Origin of the sequence: Mesorhizobium sp. M4B.F.Ca.ET.017.02.2.1 (assembly GCF_003998955.1) — a bacterium.
Taxonomy (GTDB): domain Bacteria; phylum Pseudomonadota; class Alphaproteobacteria; order Rhizobiales; family Rhizobiaceae; genus Mesorhizobium; species Mesorhizobium abyssinicae.
Genome location: NZ_RZOF01000013.1, coordinates 1 through 14,792, shown reverse-complemented (window position 1 = coordinate 14,792; position 14,792 = coordinate 1). Strand labels below are relative to the sequence as shown.

The window sequence follows — 14,792 nt, the reverse complement described above, 5'->3', positions numbered from 1 at the left end:
AGCCCTAGGCTTTGATTTTTTCCCCGGCCGGATCGTACATCGGCTCGAGATGGATCTTTGCCGGCGTCCGCTCCATCGCCACCACCAGCTCATAGTCGCCGGATGCGAGAAAATCGTCGCCGACGCCGGCGGCGTTGCGCACATAGCCGTAGCCGATGTTCTTGCCCAGCGTGTAGCCATAGCCGCCGCTGGTGAGATAGCCGACCGGCTCGCCATTGCGCAGGATGGTCTCGCGCCCGACCAGGACGATCGCGGGGTCGTCGACAGTAAAGCCGGCAAAGCGTTTCTTCAGCGCCTCGCCGGCGGCGTCCTCTAGTGCCCTTCGGCCGACGAAGTCGGTGTTCTTGCGAAGCTTCACCGCCCAGCCGAGGCCAGCCTCCTGCGGCGTGTCGTTGGGCGTGATGTCGGAACCCCAGGCGCGGTAGCCTTTCTCCAGCCGCAGCGATTCCAGCGCCCGGTAGCCGATCGGGCGGATGCCGTGCGCCTCGCCCGCCGCCATGAGCGCGTCGAACACCTCGCCGGTCGCCGCGATCGGCACATGCAGTTCCCAGCCGAGCTCGCCGACATAGGTGACGCGCAGCGCCTTGACCGTATGGCCGGCGATCTGGATCTCGCGCGCATGGCCGAACGGGAAGGCGGTGTTGGAGGCATCCGCGTCCGTCACCGCCGACAGCACGTCGCGGGCGCGCGGCCCCATCAGCGTCAGCGTGCCGAAATCCTCCGTGACATCCTTGAGCGCCACGTCGAGCCCCTTGCCGACATGGTCCTCGATCCACGACAGATCATGGGTGCGGAAGCCGGTGCCGGTGACGATGTAGAACCTATCCTCGCCGAGCCGCGACACGGTCAGGTCAGCCTCGATGCCGCCGCGCGTGTTGAGAAGCTGCGTATAGGTCAGCCGGCCGACCGGCTTGGCGACGTCGTTGGAGCAGATCCAGTCGAGCGCTTTCAAGGCATCCGCGCCGGTCATCTCGTATTTGGCGAAGGACGACTGGTCGAAGATGCCGACCTTCTCACGAACATGCCGATGTTCCTCGCCGACCGCCTCGAACCAGTTCTGCCGGCCCATCGAATAGACGTCCTCCGGCTCGACGCCGTCGGGCGCGAACCAGTTCGGCCGCTCCCAGCCGAGCTTCGAACCGAACACGGCGCGGTGCCCGCCCAGCCGTTCATAGAGCGGCGAGACGATGCGCGGCCGGCCGGAGAGATATTCCTCATGCGGGAAGCCGATCGTGTAGTGCTTGCCATAGGCCTCCAGCGTGCGGTCGCAGACCCATTGCCGGTCGCGGTGCAGGTTGGAAAAACGCCTGATGTCGACGACCCAGAGGTCGAGCGGCGCCTCGCCGTCGACCACCCATTGCGCCAGCACCCAGCCGGCGCCGCCGCCAGACGCGATGCCGAAGGCGTTGAAGCCGGCGCCGACGAACATGTTGGCGCATTCGGGTGCCACGCCTAGGATGAAATTGCCGTCCGGCGTAAAACTTTCCGGCCCGTTGATCATCTGCTTGACGCCGGCATGGGCCAACGCCGGCACGCGCTCGATCGCCTGCGCCATATGCTGCTCGAAATGATCGTAGTCGTCGTCGAACAGCCGGAATTCCCAGTCGTTGGGAACGTCGCCCGTCGTCCAGGCCTGCGGGTTCGGCTCATAGCCGCCCATCACCAGCCCGCCGACCTCTTCCTTGAAGTAGGTGCGGCGGTCGGGGTCGCGGATCGTCGGCGCGTCGGTCGCCAGCCCGTCGATCTTCTCGGTGATGATGTACTGGTGCTTGACCGGCTGCAGCGGCACGTTGATGCCGGCCATCGCGCCAACCTGGCGGGCCCATTGCCCGGCGCAGTTCACCACCTTGTCGCAGGCGATGTCGCCCTTGTCGGTCTTCACCGTGGTGATGCGGCCGTCCTTCATCGCGAAGCCGGTGACGCGCACCTCCTCGAACAGTTTCGCGCCATGCATGCGCGCGCCCTTGGCCAGCGACTGGGTGATGTCGGAGGGGCTCGCCTGCCCGTCGGTCGGCAGCCAGGAGGCGCCGACGAGGTCGCCGGTCTCCATCAGCGGCCACATCTTTTTCACCTCGTCCGGCGACAGCAATTGCATGTCCATGCCGAAGCTTTTCGCCGTCGTCGCCAGCCGCCTGAACTCAGTCCAGCGGTCGGCATTGGTGGCCAGCCTGAGGCACCCGGTCATCTTCCAGCCGGTGGCGAGCCCGGTCTCGGCCTCCAGCCCCTTGTAGAGCTCGACTGAGTATTTCAGCACGCGCGTGATCGAGGCCGACGAACGCAGCTGGCCGACCAGCCCGGCCGCATGCCAGGTCGAGCCCGAGGTCAGTCTGCCCTGCTCCAGGAGCACGACATCGGCCTTGTGGTCGCGCGCCAGATGATAGGCCGTCGAGCAGCCGATGATGCCGCCGCCGATGACGACGATCCCGGCCTGGCTGGGCAAAGTCATGGGCTCAGCCTTCCGTATTTGGTCTGGTAGTGGTCCAGCGCCGCGTCGAGCCGCGTCAGATTCTCCTCGGTGTAGGCGACGTAGTCGATGCCGGGCGCGTCAAGATAGAGTTCGGAGACCATGCTCCACATCGCCTCGCGCAGCAGCGAGGCGCATTGCATCGCCGCATGCGAGCGGCGGATGGCATCGTCGGGCTCCTTCATGAAATAGGCGGTGAGCAGGGCGAAGGATTCCTCGTCGCTCAGGCCGGCGTTGGAGGCCGAGCCGGCAAGGTCGAACATCGCCGTGTTGAAGCCCGCATATTCGAAGTCGATCAGCCACAGCCTGTTGCCGTCGTCGAGAATATTGGCCGGCAAAAGATCGTTGTGGCCGAAGACGATAGGCAGCAGTTTTTGCGCGCGTTCCAGTTCATCGGCGAGCGTCAGGTAGCGGGGCAATTCGTCCCGCTTGCGGCTGCCGCCTTCATCCAGCGTGCGCGCATAGTCGCGGATGACGTGGAACACCCAGAACATGAAACCGGCGCCGGAGACGTGATTGGGCATTTCGCGGTGGAAGCCGCGCATCAGGGCGGCGACGCGGCCGATGTTGGCGCGCACGTCCTCGGCGGTATAGGTCCTGGCGCCGAGATACTGCGTCACCATGATGCCCGGCTCGGCATAGCGGACGGCCGGCGCGAAGCCCGCGGCATGCGCCGCGCGCGAGGTCATCACCTCGCGCTCGCGAAAGACGTGGTGGAACGGAAAATCCTGGCCGAAGCGCACCACATGCCGTCCGGCCGCGTCCTGGACCAGGTAGTTGGCGTTGCTCAGGCCGCCCGGCAGCGGCTCAATCTCGATCGTGCCGGTCCAGCAGGGCAGGGCGCGGATGCGGTCTTCGACGGTCACGGTCTATCCCTGGTTAGGCTGAGCTTCGACAAAGCGCCACGGACAGGGCGGCGACGGCGGAGGGGAATGGGAAAATCTCGTCGGTGCGGGACGCCAGGACCGGTATCCCGCACCGCACCGACGAGCCCCTTGGCCAGGTTTGTGATCCCGGCATCCGCCCCCGCGGATCTGAAAATGCCTTGCACCAGGCCCGTTCCGGGTGATCTGGTCCGTGAATTGCGGCTCTGCCATCACCCTCCCGTGGCGCTTTCGAGCCTGTCACCTTTCTTCGATCTCACGCCAGTGTTGGTCGGCTGTCAATCAAAAGCCGTGACTTTTTTTGGGTGTTTTGCCCGAAAGTATAAGCACTTCCTTTAAAAACGGCAGGATTGCCTTAGAATCGGTCAAAATCCTGGAAGCCCGTATGATCCATTCGAAACGGCATGGCGAGATTTTGCGGCTCCTCAACGAGGAGGGCACCATCACCATCGCCAGCCTGGCCGACCGGCTGGGAGTCTCGCTGGAGACCGTGCGCCGCGACGTCAAGCCACTCACCAATGACGGCTCGATCCTGAAGATGCACGGCGCCGTCAGTCTGCCGGCAATGGCGGGCGAAGCGCCGTTCGAGCGGCGCATGCGCGAGAATGCCGACGCCAAGCGCGCCATTGCCCGCATGGTCGCCGCCACCATACGCGATGGCGAGTCGGTCATGCTCGATACCGGCACGACCACTTCGTTCCTTGCCCGCGAGCTGCTCGGCCACCGGCGGCTCACCGTCGTCACCAATTCGTCGGACATCGCCCGCACGCTGGCCACCGTCAACGGCAACAAGGTCTACATGGCCGGCGGCGAGTTGCGCAGCGATTCCGGCGCCGCCTTCGGCGTCTCGGCCATCGACTTCGTCAGCCGCTTCTCCGTCAGCCACGCGGTGATCTCCATCGGCGCGGTCGACGCCGTCGCCGGCCTGATGGACTACGATCTGGAAGAGGCGGAGTTCGCCCGCATGGTGCTGTCGCGCGGCCAGCGCTCTGTGGTGGTCACCGATCAAAGCAAGTTCGGCCGCCAGGGTCTGGTCCGGGTCTGCGGCTTCGACGGCTTTTCCGAACTCGCCACCGACCTGCCACCGCCGCGCGACATCGCCGCGGCGCTCGCCGCGGCCGGCGGGCGGATCAGCATAGCCGGTGGCGACGGCAGCTAAGACCGGGACAGCGATGTTGTGGGCCGCCAAGTGGCCCGCTTTCCTTCCGCCCTGCGCCAGTGTTTAGTCCCGCCATGGCTTTCACCATCCGCCAGCTGCAGTTCTTCGTCGCCGTCGCCGAGCAGGGCACCGTGTCCGGCGCCGCGCAGAACCTCTCCATCTCGCAATCCTCGGTCACCGAGGCGATCAAGGAACTGGAAAGCGACCTCGGCGTCGAACTGTTCGAGCGCCATCCGCGCGGCCTCAACATCACCCACAAAGGCCACCAGTTCCTGCGCCACGCGACCAAGATCCTCGCCGATGTGTCGGACGCCCGCCGCGCCTTCTTCGGCGACCAGCTGGTGGCCGGCGGCCGCCTCCAGCTCGGCGTCACCTCGCTGGTCGCCGGCTATGTGCTGTCCGATCTTCTCGCCCGCTACCGTCGCGCCTATCCCGGTGTCGAGGTCTCGGCCATCGAGGACAATGGCGACTATCTCGAGCACCTTTTGATCGGCGGCAAGCTCGATATCGCCGTCATGGTCACCTCGAACCTGCGCGACCGCACCGCGCTGCAGTCGGAAATCCTCGAGGTCTCGGCCTATCGCCTGTGGGTGCCGCTCAGCCACAAACTCGCCAGCGCCGACATTATCGATCTCAGCGACATCGTCTCGGAGCCGCTGATCATGCTGACCGTCGACGAGATCGAGGAGAACACCGGCAAGCTGCTCGCGGCGCTCGGCGCCAGGCCGCATGTCGCCTTCCGCACCCGCTCGGTCGAGGCGGTGCGCAGCCTCGTCGCCACCGGCGCCGGCGTGGCGCTGCTGCCCGACCTCGTCTACCGGCCATGGTCGCTGGAAGGCGACCGCATCGAATCGCGCGATATTTCCGGCGCCTTGCCGGTGGTCCAGGTAGGCATGGTCTGGCGCCGCGGCTCCAGCCTGCCGCAGGCCGCGCGCGACTTCATCGGCCTTGCCCAGTCGCAGCGCATGGTCCGCCAGCGCCCCTGAAAGCTCGCGCATTTATCTATCGGAAAAACCGATATCGGCTTTCTGATAAATGAATTTGCGAAACCGGGAATTTCGCAGCAACCTCCGGTTAGGGAACCAAAAGCCGCCGCAGAGTGCGGCCCCTTGGAGCGCCGCCCATTTTCCTGGTCGGCGGACGCTTCAATGTTTTGAGGGTGCGCGTGATCTTATCGGAGACATGCGCCAAAATGGGAGATCGATGATGAATTCATTCCTGAAGTCGTGCACTGCATTGACGGTCGCGCTGACCTTCTCCGGCCAGGCCGTCGCCCAGGTCAAGGAACTCGGCAAGGGCGAGGGCGAGGTCAACATCGTCGCCTGGCCGGGCTATATCGAGCGCGGCGAAACCGACAAGGGCTATGACTGGGTCACCTCCTTCGAGAAGGAGAGCGGCTGCAAGGTCAACGTCAAGACCGCCAACACGTCGGACGAGATGGTCTCGTTGATGAACGAGGGCGGCTTCGACCTCGTCACCGCGTCGGGCGATGCTTCGTTGCGCCTCGTCGCCGGCAAGCGCGTGCAGCCGATCAACACCGATCTCGTCCCGAGCTGGAAGAGCGTCGACGACCGGCTGAAGGACGCCCCCTGGTTCACGGTCGACAAGGTGCATTACGGCGTTCCCTATCAGTGGGGCCCGAACGTGCTGATGTACAACACCGACGTCTTCAAGGAAGCGCCCAAGAGCTGGAATGTCGTCTTCGAGGAGATGAACCTGCCTGACGGCAAATCGAACAAGGGCCGCGTTCAGGCCTATGACGGTCCGATCCACATCGCCGACGCCGCCAACTACCTGATGTTCCACAAGCCGGAGCTCGGCATCAAGGATCCCTACGAACTGACCGAGGACCAGTACAAGGCTGCGCTCGACCTGCTGCGCGTCCAGCGCACGCTTGTCGGCCGCTACTGGCACGATGCCGCGATCCAGGTCGACGATTTCCAGAACGAGGGCGTCGTCGCCTCGGGCTCGTGGCCGTACCAGGTCAACACGCTGGTCGCCGCCAAGAAGCCGGTCTCCTCGACCGTGCCGGAGGAAGGCGTCACCGGCTGGGCCGACACCACCATGATGGAGGCCGACGCCGCCCATCCGAACTGCGCCTATATGTGGCTCGAGCACTCGCTGTCGCCCAAGGTTCAGGGCGATGTCTCGGCCTGGTTCGGCTCGCTGCCGGTGGTGCCCGCCGCCTGCAAGGGCAATGAACTGCTAGGCGACGAAGGCTGCAAGACCAACGGGTACGACAATTTCGACAAGATCAAGTTCTGGAAGACGCCGGTGTCGAAATGCGCCAGCGAGAACAACCAGTGCGTCCCCTATTACCGCTGGGTGTCTGACTATATCGGCGTCATCGGCGGACGGTGATCCATTACCCTCCCCCTTGTGGGGAGGGTCGACGCGCAGCGTCGGGGTGGGGGTCCGTGCCAGCCACCCCCACCCGCGGCTTCGCCGCGACCTCCCCCCATCGAGGGGGAGGTGAAGCAGCGCGCTATCGCGATCCGACAGAACCAAACCGGCAACTGACTGACAGCCCATGACCTCGGCCGTATCCTTTCAAAAAGTCTCCCGCCATTTCGGCAGCGTTCGCGCCGTCGACGCCGTCGATCTCGACATCGCGCCCGGCGAGTTCTTCGCCATGCTCGGCCCGTCGGGCTCCGGCAAGACCACCTGCCTGCGCCTGATCGCCGGCTTCGAGCAGCCGACCTCGGGCTCGATCTCCATTTTCGGCGAGCGCGCCGAGGGCGTCCCGCCCTACCGCCGCAACGTCAACACCGTCTTCCAGGACTACGCGCTCTTTCCGCATCTGAATGTCCTCGACAATGTCGCCTATGGGCTGATGGTCAAGGGCGTCGGCAAGCCGGAGCGCCATAAGGCGGCGGAAGAGGCGCTGTCGCTGGTCAGGCTTCCTGGCTATGGCGCCCGCCGTCCCGGCCAGCTATCCGGCGGCCAGCGCCAGCGCGTCGCGCTCGCCCGCGCGCTGGTCAACCAGCCCAAGGTGCTCCTGCTCGACGAACCGCTCGGCGCGCTCGACCTCAAGCTGCGCGAGAACATGCAGGAGGAGTTGAAGTCGCTGCAGAAGGCGCTCGGCATCACCTTCGTCTTCGTCACCCACGACCAGGGCGAGGCGCTGTCGATGGCCGACCGCGTCGCCGTCTTCAACGACGGCAGGATCATGCAGATCGGCACGCCTGAAGACATCTACCAGCGCCCGAGGACACGCTTCGTCGCCGACTTCGTCGGCTCGTCCAACGTGCTGCCGCCGGATTTCGTCCAGCGCTATTGCGGCCAGCATCGCTGGGGCAGTCTGCGCCCCGAATCCATCCGTGTTGCGCGCGAGGCGAGCGGCGACGGCGTTGCCGCCCGCCTGGTCTCGACCAACTATCTCGGCGCGACGACGAGGCTGGCGCTCGACGCCGACGGCTTGCGACTGCACGCCGTGGTGCCCGCCGGCGCGGCAGTGCCTGAGGAAGGCGAGGCGGTCTTGCTCACCTTCAACCGTGACCACCTGCATCTAATGGACGAGCCGGCATGATGACGGTTGGCGCGAGGCCCCCCTCTCTGTCCTGCCGGACATCTCCCCCTCTGGGGGGGAGATCAGCAGTTTCTCGGCCCCGCCAATTCTACCGCGTTGGAGATTGGCGAAACCCGAAGGGACAGCCAATCTCCCCCCTTGAGGGGGAGATGTCCGGCAGGACAGAGAGGGGGGCGAAGGATCTCGGCCTCTCCCATAATCCCGTTCAACACACGGTGGCCCCATGACCATCGCCGCGCTCAACTCCAACCCCGCCGCGCCTGCCATCCTGCCGGGCAGCGGCGGCCTGCGCGGCGCGCTCTCCGACCTGTTCTGGCGCCGGCCGAAGCTGTTGCTGCTGTTGATGCTGCTGCCGCCGGTGCTGTGGCTCGGCGTTGTCTATATCGGCTCGCTGTTCGCCCTGCTGGCGCAGAGTTTTTTCTCCATCGACGAGTTCTCGGGCCTCATCAACCGCGAGTTCACGCTCAAGACCTATGGCGACCTGCTCCAGGCCGCCAATCTCGACATCATCCTGCGCACGGTGACGATGGCCGCGCTCGTCACGCTGGCCTCGGCGATCATCGCCTTCCCGATCGCCTACTACGCGGCGCGCTATGCGCGCGGCCGCTGGAAGGCGCTGTTCTACCTTGGCGTCATGCTGCCGCTGTGGTCGAGCTACCTGGTCAAGGTCTATGCCTGGAAGCTCATCCTCGCCAAGGAGGGCATCCTCACCTGGCTGCTCGGCAAGCTGAACCTTTTGTGGCTGCTCGACGCCTGGCTGTCGCTGCCGATCGTCGGCGGCAACTCGCTGTCGGTGTCCTTCACCGGCACCTTCATCGCCTTCGTCTATGTCTGGCTGCCGTTCATGATCCTGCCCGTCCAGGCGGCGCTCGAGCGCGTGCCGGGCAATCTGGTCGAGGCCTCGTCCGATCTCGGCGCCTCGCCCGGCCAGACCTTCCGCAACGTGCTGTTCCCGCTGGCGCTGCCCGGCATCGTCGCCGGCTCGATCTTCACCTTCTCGCTGACATTGGGCGACTACATCATCCCGCAGATCATCGGCACCTCGCGCCTGTTCATCGGCCAGGCCGTCTATTCGCAGCAGGGCACGGCCGGCAACATCCCGCTCGCCGCCGCCTTCACCGTGGTGCCCATCGTCATCATGGGCTTCTACCTCTGGGGCGCCAAGCGCATGGGGGCCTTCGATGCGCTCTGACGGCTCGCCTTCCGCCCCGCTCGGCCTGAAGATCGCCGCCGCCTGCGGCCTGCTCTTCCTGCACCTGCCGATCCTGCTGATCTTCGTCTACGCCTTCACGACGGAGGAAAAGAGCTTCGTCTGGCCGCCGCCGGGGCTGACCACGCAATGGTTCGCCGTCACCTGGAACCGCCCGGATGTGTGGGAGGCGCTGTCGCTGTCGATCCGCGTCGCCGCCATCTCGACGGCGATCGCGCTGGTGCTCGGCACGCTGTGCGCCGCCGCCGTCTCGCGCACGCGCTTCTTCGGCCGCGAGACCATCTCCTTGCTGGTCATCCTGCCGATCGCGCTGCCCGGCATCATCACCGGCATCGCGCTGCGCTCGGCCTTCGCGCTCGCCGACATCCCCTTCTCGTTCTGGACGATCGTGCTCGGCCACGCCACCTTCTGCGTCGTCGTCGTCTACAACAATGCCGTCGCCCGCTTCCGCCGCACCTCCGGCTCGATGATCGAGGCCTCGATGGACCTCGGCGCCGATGGTTTCCAGACCTTCAGGCATGTCGTGCTGCCCAACATCGCCACCGCGCTACTTGCAGGCGGCATGCTCGCCTTCGCGCTGTCCTTCGACGAGGTCATCGTCACCACCTTCACCGCCGGCCAGCAGCAGACCGTGCCGATCTGGATGCTCGAAGAGCTGATCCGCCCGCGCCAGCGTCCGGTCACCAATGTCGTGGCCATGGTCGTGGTTCTGGTGACGCTGCTGCCGATCCTCTTTGCGTATTACCTGACCCGCGACGGCGACCAGATCGCTGGTTCGGGCAAATGAAGAACAGCGAATAGGGAATAGCCAATAGCGAATAAGGGAAAAGTCGACCGCCAACCTATTCGCTACTCGCTATTCGCTACTCGCTGATCAAGGAGAAATCTTATGGACACCCAGATGCTGATCGGCTCGACCTTCGAGAAGGGCACCGAGACCGAGGAGCCGATCCTCAATCCAAAGACGGGGGCGACCATTCTAAGCCTGCCTGAAGCCAGCCCGGCGCAGATCGAGGCTGCTGTCAGTGCCGCCGAACAAGCGTTCCTCAGTTGGTCGCGCACCACGCCGGCGCAGCGCTCCGGCTATCTGCTGAAGATCGCCGACCGCATCGAGGCCGAGGCCAAGGAATTCGCTGCGCTCGAGGCGCTGAACTGCGGCAAGCCGATCAACTCCGTGCTCAATGACGAGATTCCGGCGATCGTCGACTGCTACCGCTTCTTTGCCGGCGCCGTCCGTTCGATGCCCGGCCAGGTCGCCGGTGAATACCTGCCCGGACACACCTCGATGGTCCGGCGCGACCCGATCGGCATCGTCGCCTCGATCGCGCCCTGGAACTATCCGCTGATGATGATGGCCTGGAAACTGGCGCCGGCGATCGGCGGCGGCAACACCGTCGTCTTCAAGCCGTCCGAGCAGACGCCGCTGACGGCGCTGAAGCTGGCCAGGATCCTGGCCGAGATCCTGCCGGAAGGTGTCGTCAATGTCGTGCTCGGCCGTGGCGAAAGCGTCGGCAACGCGCTGATCAACCATGCCAAGGTCAACATGATCTCGATTACTGGCGATGTCGCCACCGGCAAGAAGGTGCTGCAGGCGGCCGCCAAGTCGGTCAAGCGCACGCATCTCGAGCTCGGCGGCAAGGCGCCGGTCATCGTCTTCGACGACGCCGATCTCGGCGCCGTGGTCAGCGGCCTGCGCGCCTTCGGCTACTACAATGCCGGCCAGGACTGCACCGCCGCCTGCCGCATCTATGCCGGCAAGAAGGTCTACGACAAGCTGGTCGCCGACCTCTCCTCCGCCGTCTCGACCATCAAGTACAACCGGCCGGACGACACCGAGAACGAGATTGGCCCGCTGATCTCGCGCCGCCAGCGCGACCGCGTGTCGAGCTTCGTCGAGCGCGCCTCGGAACTGAAGCACATCGAGATCACCACCGGCGGCAAGCCGGGCGAGGGCTCGGGCTTCTACTACCAGCCGACGGTCGTTGCCGGCGCGCTGCAGGAGGACGAGATCGTGCGCCGCGAGGTGTTCGGCCCGGTTGTCTCGGTCACGCGCTTCTCGGAGGTCGACGAAGCAGTGAACTGGGCAAACGACAGCGATTATGGGCTGGCCTCGTCGGTGTGGACCAGGGACGTGTCGCGCGCCATGGCGACGGCTGCCCGCCTGCAATATGGCTGCACCTGGATCAACACCCACTTCATGCTGACCAACGAGATGCCGCATGGCGGATTGAAGCAGTCCGGCTACGGCAAGGACATGTCGCTCTACGCGCTGGAGGACTACACCGCCGTCCGCCATGTCATGGTGGCCCACGGCTAGCGCCATTCGCAGGGAACCTACCATTCAAAACCAGGGAGGAAGAAGATGCATCGCCGCCAGTTTCTGACATCAGCAGCCATTGCCGCCACGCTCCTTGCCGTCGCGCCGGCCTTTGCCGACGACAGCGCGAAGTCGGTTATCGAAGCATACCTCGCCGCGTGGAACGCTCATGATTCCGCCAAGGCCGCCGGCTATTTCGCCGACGACGTCACCTACTACGACGCGTCGGTCGGCACCCCCGTCAAGGGCAAGGAAGCGGCCAAGACCGGCGTCATCGACAATTTCCTCAAGGCCGTCCCCGACGCCGTCTGGACGATGAAGGGCGCGCCTGTGATCGAGGGCGACCGCGCCTCCTTCGAATGGGAGTTTTCCGGCACCAACACCGGCCCCTGGGCCGACGGCACCGCCGCAACCGGCAAGAAGTTCTCCTTCACCGGGGCCTCGATGTTTTCACTCAAGGACGGCAAGATCGCAACCCAGAGCGACTATTACGATGCGCTCGGTTTCTACAAGCAGCTAGGCCTGATGTAGGTTGCGGCTTCGGGCAAAAAAGGATGGCGGCGGGACTGCCATCCTTAAAGTATTCAGTTCACCGGTTGTCATCCGTTAAGTCTGTTGAACTGCCGCCGCGTGGCGACGGTTGCCGATTTACTGAATATTCAACCTGTGCGAGCAGCTTCGCTGACGGGAAACCACGCAGCGAGGGGGTTCGCGCATGACTGTCTCGAAGATCAAGCTGACAATGATCGGCGGCTTCTGCCTGCTGGTCGCCTTCTTCTGTGCCAAGGACATCATCGCCAAGAGCGGCTGGCCGCAGGTGCCGGCCGAAATCACGGCGGTCACGGTCGAATGCCTGATGGAATCGACCCAGCACAGGATCGTCTACAAGACAGTCAGCAGCGCCTCGATCCCATGCGAATTGGTGGAAGCATTCAAGTCGGTCCATGCCGACAAGGAATGGACGGTGAAACAGAAATTCACCGGCATCTTGCGCGTCGGCGCCGGCGCGGACGCCGTCGAGGCGACCATGGACCTGAACAAGAGCGGAGGCCGTGAGCCGCAGGTTGGCGACAAGCTCGTGGTTGTTCAGAATCCCGCGAAGGCGACACAGATCGAGCGGGCCGGAATGACCGGCACGCGTGTCATGCTGGCCGCCGGCGCGGCGGCGCTCGGCACCCTGCTCCTGTTCCTCGCGTTCAGGCGCCTGCGGCCGTCGTCCGCCAATGCCGCGGCCGCAGGCTTGCCGGGAGGCAATGCCGCCGAGCGCGCCCGCCAGGCGGACGCCGTGATCGCTGCGGCGTTGGCCAAGCAGGCCACCCTGCCCAATCAGGGCCCGGCCGGCCGCCAGGCGGCAGCGGGGCTGGCCAGGGAGGCGCGCTTTTCGGGGCAGCGCAGCAGTTTCGGCCGCAAGGGCTGACGGCCGGACCAACGTCTGTCGCCCCGGAGCGGTTGCGGGCGACAGGCATGCCGATTGGGGCCGCCGCTATTCGACGATCCGGAAGATCTGCCAGACATTGGTGCCCGACACGACATAGGGCTCCAGCGCCTTGCCCCATTTGGCGTGCGCTTCGATCTTGCCGAGCTTGGCGAAGAACGCTTCCAGCTGGGCCAGGCTTTCGACTTGGTGGTGCGACTCGATCCTCGATTCATGCGCGCCGATCGATCCGGTCATGATCTGGAAGTTCAGATCTGAGATGCCGACCTGCGAGCCGACGTCGCGTTCCCATTGCCGCATCATGTCGAGCACGGTCTGCTTGTGGCCGAACTTGGCGTCGATCTGCCATCTGGCGCTGAACATTGTCGTTCTCCTGCGAGTTTGCGGCCCAGCCGCTGTTGATCTGCTTGCTTACTCGTCCCAGGCTTGCACCACGGTCTGCCGCGCGATCCTGCCGGCCTTGAGCTCCAGCATCGCCGCGCAGAACACCTTGGTGCCGTCGGGATAGGCGCAGGCCTGGGTGAAGGCGAGGTTGTCGCCATCGGCGATGGTGGTGTCGACCTTATGGGTCATCGCCCGGCTGCAGATGTCGTCCCAGAAGGTGGTGATCGCCGCGCGGCCGCGGATTTCGCGCGGCTTGCTCGGCGGATTGTTGCGGTCGATCACCCGCACCAGCGCGTCGTCGGTGTAGAAGCTCGCCAGCAGCTTGCCGTCACGGCCCTCGATTGCCTTCTTGATGGCAGCGCCGTCCACCAGTTGAGTCTTGGTCAACATTTTCTCCTCCATGGCCCGCCGTAAGGCGGGACGTTCGATTGATCGGGGGCGCTGCCCGGCTCAAGCGCCGGGCAGACGCATTCCTCACTGCGACTTCGCCTTGACGGCGGCGAATACGTCGTCGGTCTGCTTCTTGAAGGTGGCGAGATCGACCTGGCTGCCATTGAGCATCGTCGACCAGTGGCGCACGATGGCCGCCATCGCGATCGCCTCCTTGATCTCCTCGTCGCTCGCGCCGTTTAGCCTGGCCGCCTCGGTGTGGAAATAGATGCAGTATTGGCAGGGGATCTGCGCCGCCACCGCAAGCCCCATCAGCTCCTTGGTCTTGCCGTCGAGAGCGGTGTTGGGATTGAGCTGCACGCCCTTGATCTCGGCCCAGGCGCCGGCGACCGCCACGTCAGGCAGCGTCTTGAACATGTCGGGCACTGAACCGAGCGTCGCCTGGATGTCTTTGTAGGCAGCGGTGGCCGAGGCGTCTTCGGCTTTGGCGGGAGCAAGCGTGAAGATCGCGCCAATGCCTGCCGCGATCACCAGCGATTTGAGTGTCCGGTTCGACTTCTCCATCTCATCCTCCATTGGCAGGTGCTTCGCGGCGAAATCCGCCTGGCCTGCATGAAGAAAATCCTAGCGCTCTGCCGCGCCGCGCCGCTTCGCCCAAAAGCGCCATGGCTCTCATGGCCCGTCCGGGCCAGTGTGCCTGGCCGAAAACGCCGCCGCCGCCGCCCGCGACGGCAGGTCGAGCTTGAGCAGGATGTTGGCGACGTGACGCTTGACCGTGTGTTCGCTGAGGCTGAGCTCTGCGGCGATCGCAGCGTTGCTCTTTCCGTCGGCGATCAGGTTCACCACCTCGCTTTCCCGCGCCGTCAGCGTCGCCGGCTCGGCTGGCCTGGCCTTCGGCCGGCAGGCTGGTTCCAGATGCTGTTCCGAGGTCGCGTGCACCACCGGCAGCGGCTCGTCCAGCTCGTCGAGGCTGATGCGGCCGGCCTCAGTGAAATGCAGCCCCGAGCCGACGGTGAGGTC

At 65.1% G+C, this 14,792-nt stretch carries 15 protein-coding genes; 9 read left to right on the top strand and 6 right to left on the bottom strand.

The window, feature by feature from the left end:
• Positions 1-4 precede the first annotated feature (4 nt).
• Together EN738_RS03440 and EN738_RS03435 are read right to left on the bottom strand one after the other, a co-directional pair.
• Positions 5-2,446 (bottom strand): FAD-dependent oxidoreductase, encoded by a 2,442-nt coding sequence (locus tag EN738_RS03440; protein ID WP_127282460.1) that lies wholly within the window; start codon positions 2,444-2,446, stop codon positions 5-7.
• Positions 2,443-3,330, bottom strand: a complete 888-nt coding sequence (locus tag EN738_RS03435; RefSeq protein WP_127282459.1) for a phosphotransferase family protein — start codon at positions 3,328-3,330, stop codon at positions 2,443-2,445. Before EN738_RS03435 ends, EN738_RS03440 begins: the two co-directional genes overlap by 4 nt.
• Before the next feature lie 403 nt (positions 3,331-3,733).
• On the opposite strand from EN738_RS03435, the gene EN738_RS03430 reads away from it, so the two are divergent.
• The 9 genes from EN738_RS03430 (at position 3,734) to EN738_RS03385 (ending at position 12,980) form a co-directional block, all read left to right on the top strand.
• Entirely contained in the window at positions 3,734-4,507 is a 774-nt protein-coding gene (locus EN738_RS03430; RefSeq protein WP_127282458.1) for a DeoR/GlpR family DNA-binding transcription regulator, read from the top strand.
• Between the two features lie 74 nt (positions 4,508-4,581).
• Positions 4,582-5,493 (top strand): LysR substrate-binding domain-containing protein, encoded by a 912-nt coding sequence (locus EN738_RS03425; protein ID WP_127282457.1) that lies wholly within the window; start codon positions 4,582-4,584, stop codon positions 5,491-5,493.
• 220 nt (positions 5,494-5,713) lie between these two features.
• On the top strand, positions 5,714-6,868 hold the full coding sequence (locus EN738_RS03420; protein ID WP_127282456.1) for an ABC transporter substrate-binding protein: 1,155 nt from the start codon (positions 5,714-5,716) through the stop codon (positions 6,866-6,868).
• 169 nt (positions 6,869-7,037) lie between these two features.
• On the top strand, positions 7,038-8,036 hold the full coding sequence (locus tag EN738_RS03415) for an ABC transporter ATP-binding protein (protein WP_127282455.1): 999 nt from the start codon (positions 7,038-7,040) through the stop codon (positions 8,034-8,036).
• Positions 8,037-8,259: 223 nt separating this feature from the next.
• Complete coding sequence (locus tag EN738_RS03405; RefSeq protein WP_127282454.1) at positions 8,260-9,228, top strand: ABC transporter permease; 969 nt, start codon at positions 8,260-8,262, stop codon at positions 9,226-9,228.
• Entirely contained in the window at positions 9,218-10,033 is an 816-nt protein-coding gene (locus EN738_RS03400; protein ID WP_127282453.1) for an ABC transporter permease, read from the top strand. Before EN738_RS03405 ends, EN738_RS03400 begins: the two co-directional genes overlap by 11 nt.
• 102 nt (positions 10,034-10,135) lie before the next feature.
• Entirely contained in the window at positions 10,136-11,563 is a 1,428-nt protein-coding gene (locus EN738_RS03395) for a gamma-aminobutyraldehyde dehydrogenase (RefSeq protein WP_127282452.1), read from the top strand.
• A 45-nt stretch (positions 11,564-11,608) separates the two neighbouring features.
• The gene (locus tag EN738_RS03390; RefSeq protein ID WP_127282451.1) at positions 11,609-12,094 is read left to right on the top strand and encodes a nuclear transport factor 2 family protein; all 486 of its coding nucleotides are present in this window, start codon (positions 11,609-11,611) and stop codon (positions 12,092-12,094) included.
• Between the two features lie 184 nt (positions 12,095-12,278).
• Entirely contained in the window at positions 12,279-12,980 is a 702-nt protein-coding gene (locus EN738_RS03385; RefSeq protein ID WP_127282450.1) for a hypothetical protein, read from the top strand.
• Between the two features lie 66 nt (positions 12,981-13,046).
• On the opposite strand, the gene EN738_RS03380 is transcribed toward EN738_RS03385, so the two are convergent.
• From EN738_RS03380 to EN738_RS03365, 4 genes are all read right to left on the bottom strand, one after another.
• Complete coding sequence (locus EN738_RS03380; protein WP_127282449.1) at positions 13,047-13,361, bottom strand: hypothetical protein; 315 nt, start codon at positions 13,359-13,361, stop codon at positions 13,047-13,049.
• Between the two features lie 48 nt (positions 13,362-13,409).
• The gene (locus EN738_RS03375) at positions 13,410-13,772 is read right to left on the bottom strand and encodes a nuclear transport factor 2 family protein (protein ID WP_127282448.1); all 363 of its coding nucleotides are present in this window, start codon (positions 13,770-13,772) and stop codon (positions 13,410-13,412) included.
• 84 nt (positions 13,773-13,856) lie between these two features.
• On the bottom strand, positions 13,857-14,336 hold the full coding sequence (locus EN738_RS03370) for a carboxymuconolactone decarboxylase family protein (protein WP_127282447.1): 480 nt from the start codon (positions 14,334-14,336) through the stop codon (positions 13,857-13,859).
• A 108-nt stretch (positions 14,337-14,444) separates the two neighbouring features.
• A partial coding sequence (locus EN738_RS03365; protein ID WP_145966824.1) for a helix-turn-helix transcriptional regulator occupies positions 14,445-14,792 on the bottom strand: 348 nt, incomplete at its 5' end.

Excerpts from the sequence above, each read along its gene's own strand:
- EN738_RS03395 (WP_127282452.1), top strand. The coding sequence starts at position 10,136 with ATGGACACCCAGATGCTGATCGGCTCGACCTTCGAGAAGGGCACCGAG.
- EN738_RS03430 (WP_127282458.1), top strand. The coding sequence starts at position 3,734 with ATGATCCATTCGAAACGGCATGGCGAGATTTTGCGGCTCCTCAACGAG.
- EN738_RS03405 (WP_127282454.1), top strand. The coding sequence starts at position 8,260 with ATGACCATCGCCGCGCTCAACTCCAACCCCGCCGCGCCTGCCATCCTG.
- EN738_RS03385 (WP_127282450.1), top strand. The coding sequence starts at position 12,279 with ATGACTGTCTCGAAGATCAAGCTGACAATGATCGGCGGCTTCTGCCTG.
- EN738_RS03370 (WP_127282447.1), bottom strand. The coding sequence starts at position 14,336 with ATGGAGAAGTCGAACCGGACACTCAAATCGCTGGTGATCGCGGCAGGC.
- EN738_RS03440 (WP_127282460.1), bottom strand. The coding sequence starts at position 2,446 with ATGACTTTGCCCAGCCAGGCCGGGATCGTCGTCATCGGCGGCGGCATC.
- EN738_RS03380 (WP_127282449.1), bottom strand. The coding sequence starts at position 13,361 with ATGTTCAGCGCCAGATGGCAGATCGACGCCAAGTTCGGCCACAAGCAG.
- EN738_RS03425 (WP_127282457.1), top strand. The coding sequence starts at position 4,582 with ATGGCTTTCACCATCCGCCAGCTGCAGTTCTTCGTCGCCGTCGCCGAG.
- EN738_RS03415 (WP_127282455.1), top strand. The coding sequence starts at position 7,038 with ATGACCTCGGCCGTATCCTTTCAAAAAGTCTCCCGCCATTTCGGCAGC.
- EN738_RS03375 (WP_127282448.1), bottom strand. The coding sequence starts at position 13,772 with ATGTTGACCAAGACTCAACTGGTGGACGGCGCTGCCATCAAGAAGGCA.
- EN738_RS03400 (WP_127282453.1), top strand. The coding sequence starts at position 9,218 with ATGCGCTCTGACGGCTCGCCTTCCGCCCCGCTCGGCCTGAAGATCGCC.
- EN738_RS03420 (WP_127282456.1), top strand. The coding sequence starts at position 5,714 with ATGAATTCATTCCTGAAGTCGTGCACTGCATTGACGGTCGCGCTGACC.
- EN738_RS03390 (WP_127282451.1), top strand. The coding sequence starts at position 11,609 with ATGCATCGCCGCCAGTTTCTGACATCAGCAGCCATTGCCGCCACGCTC.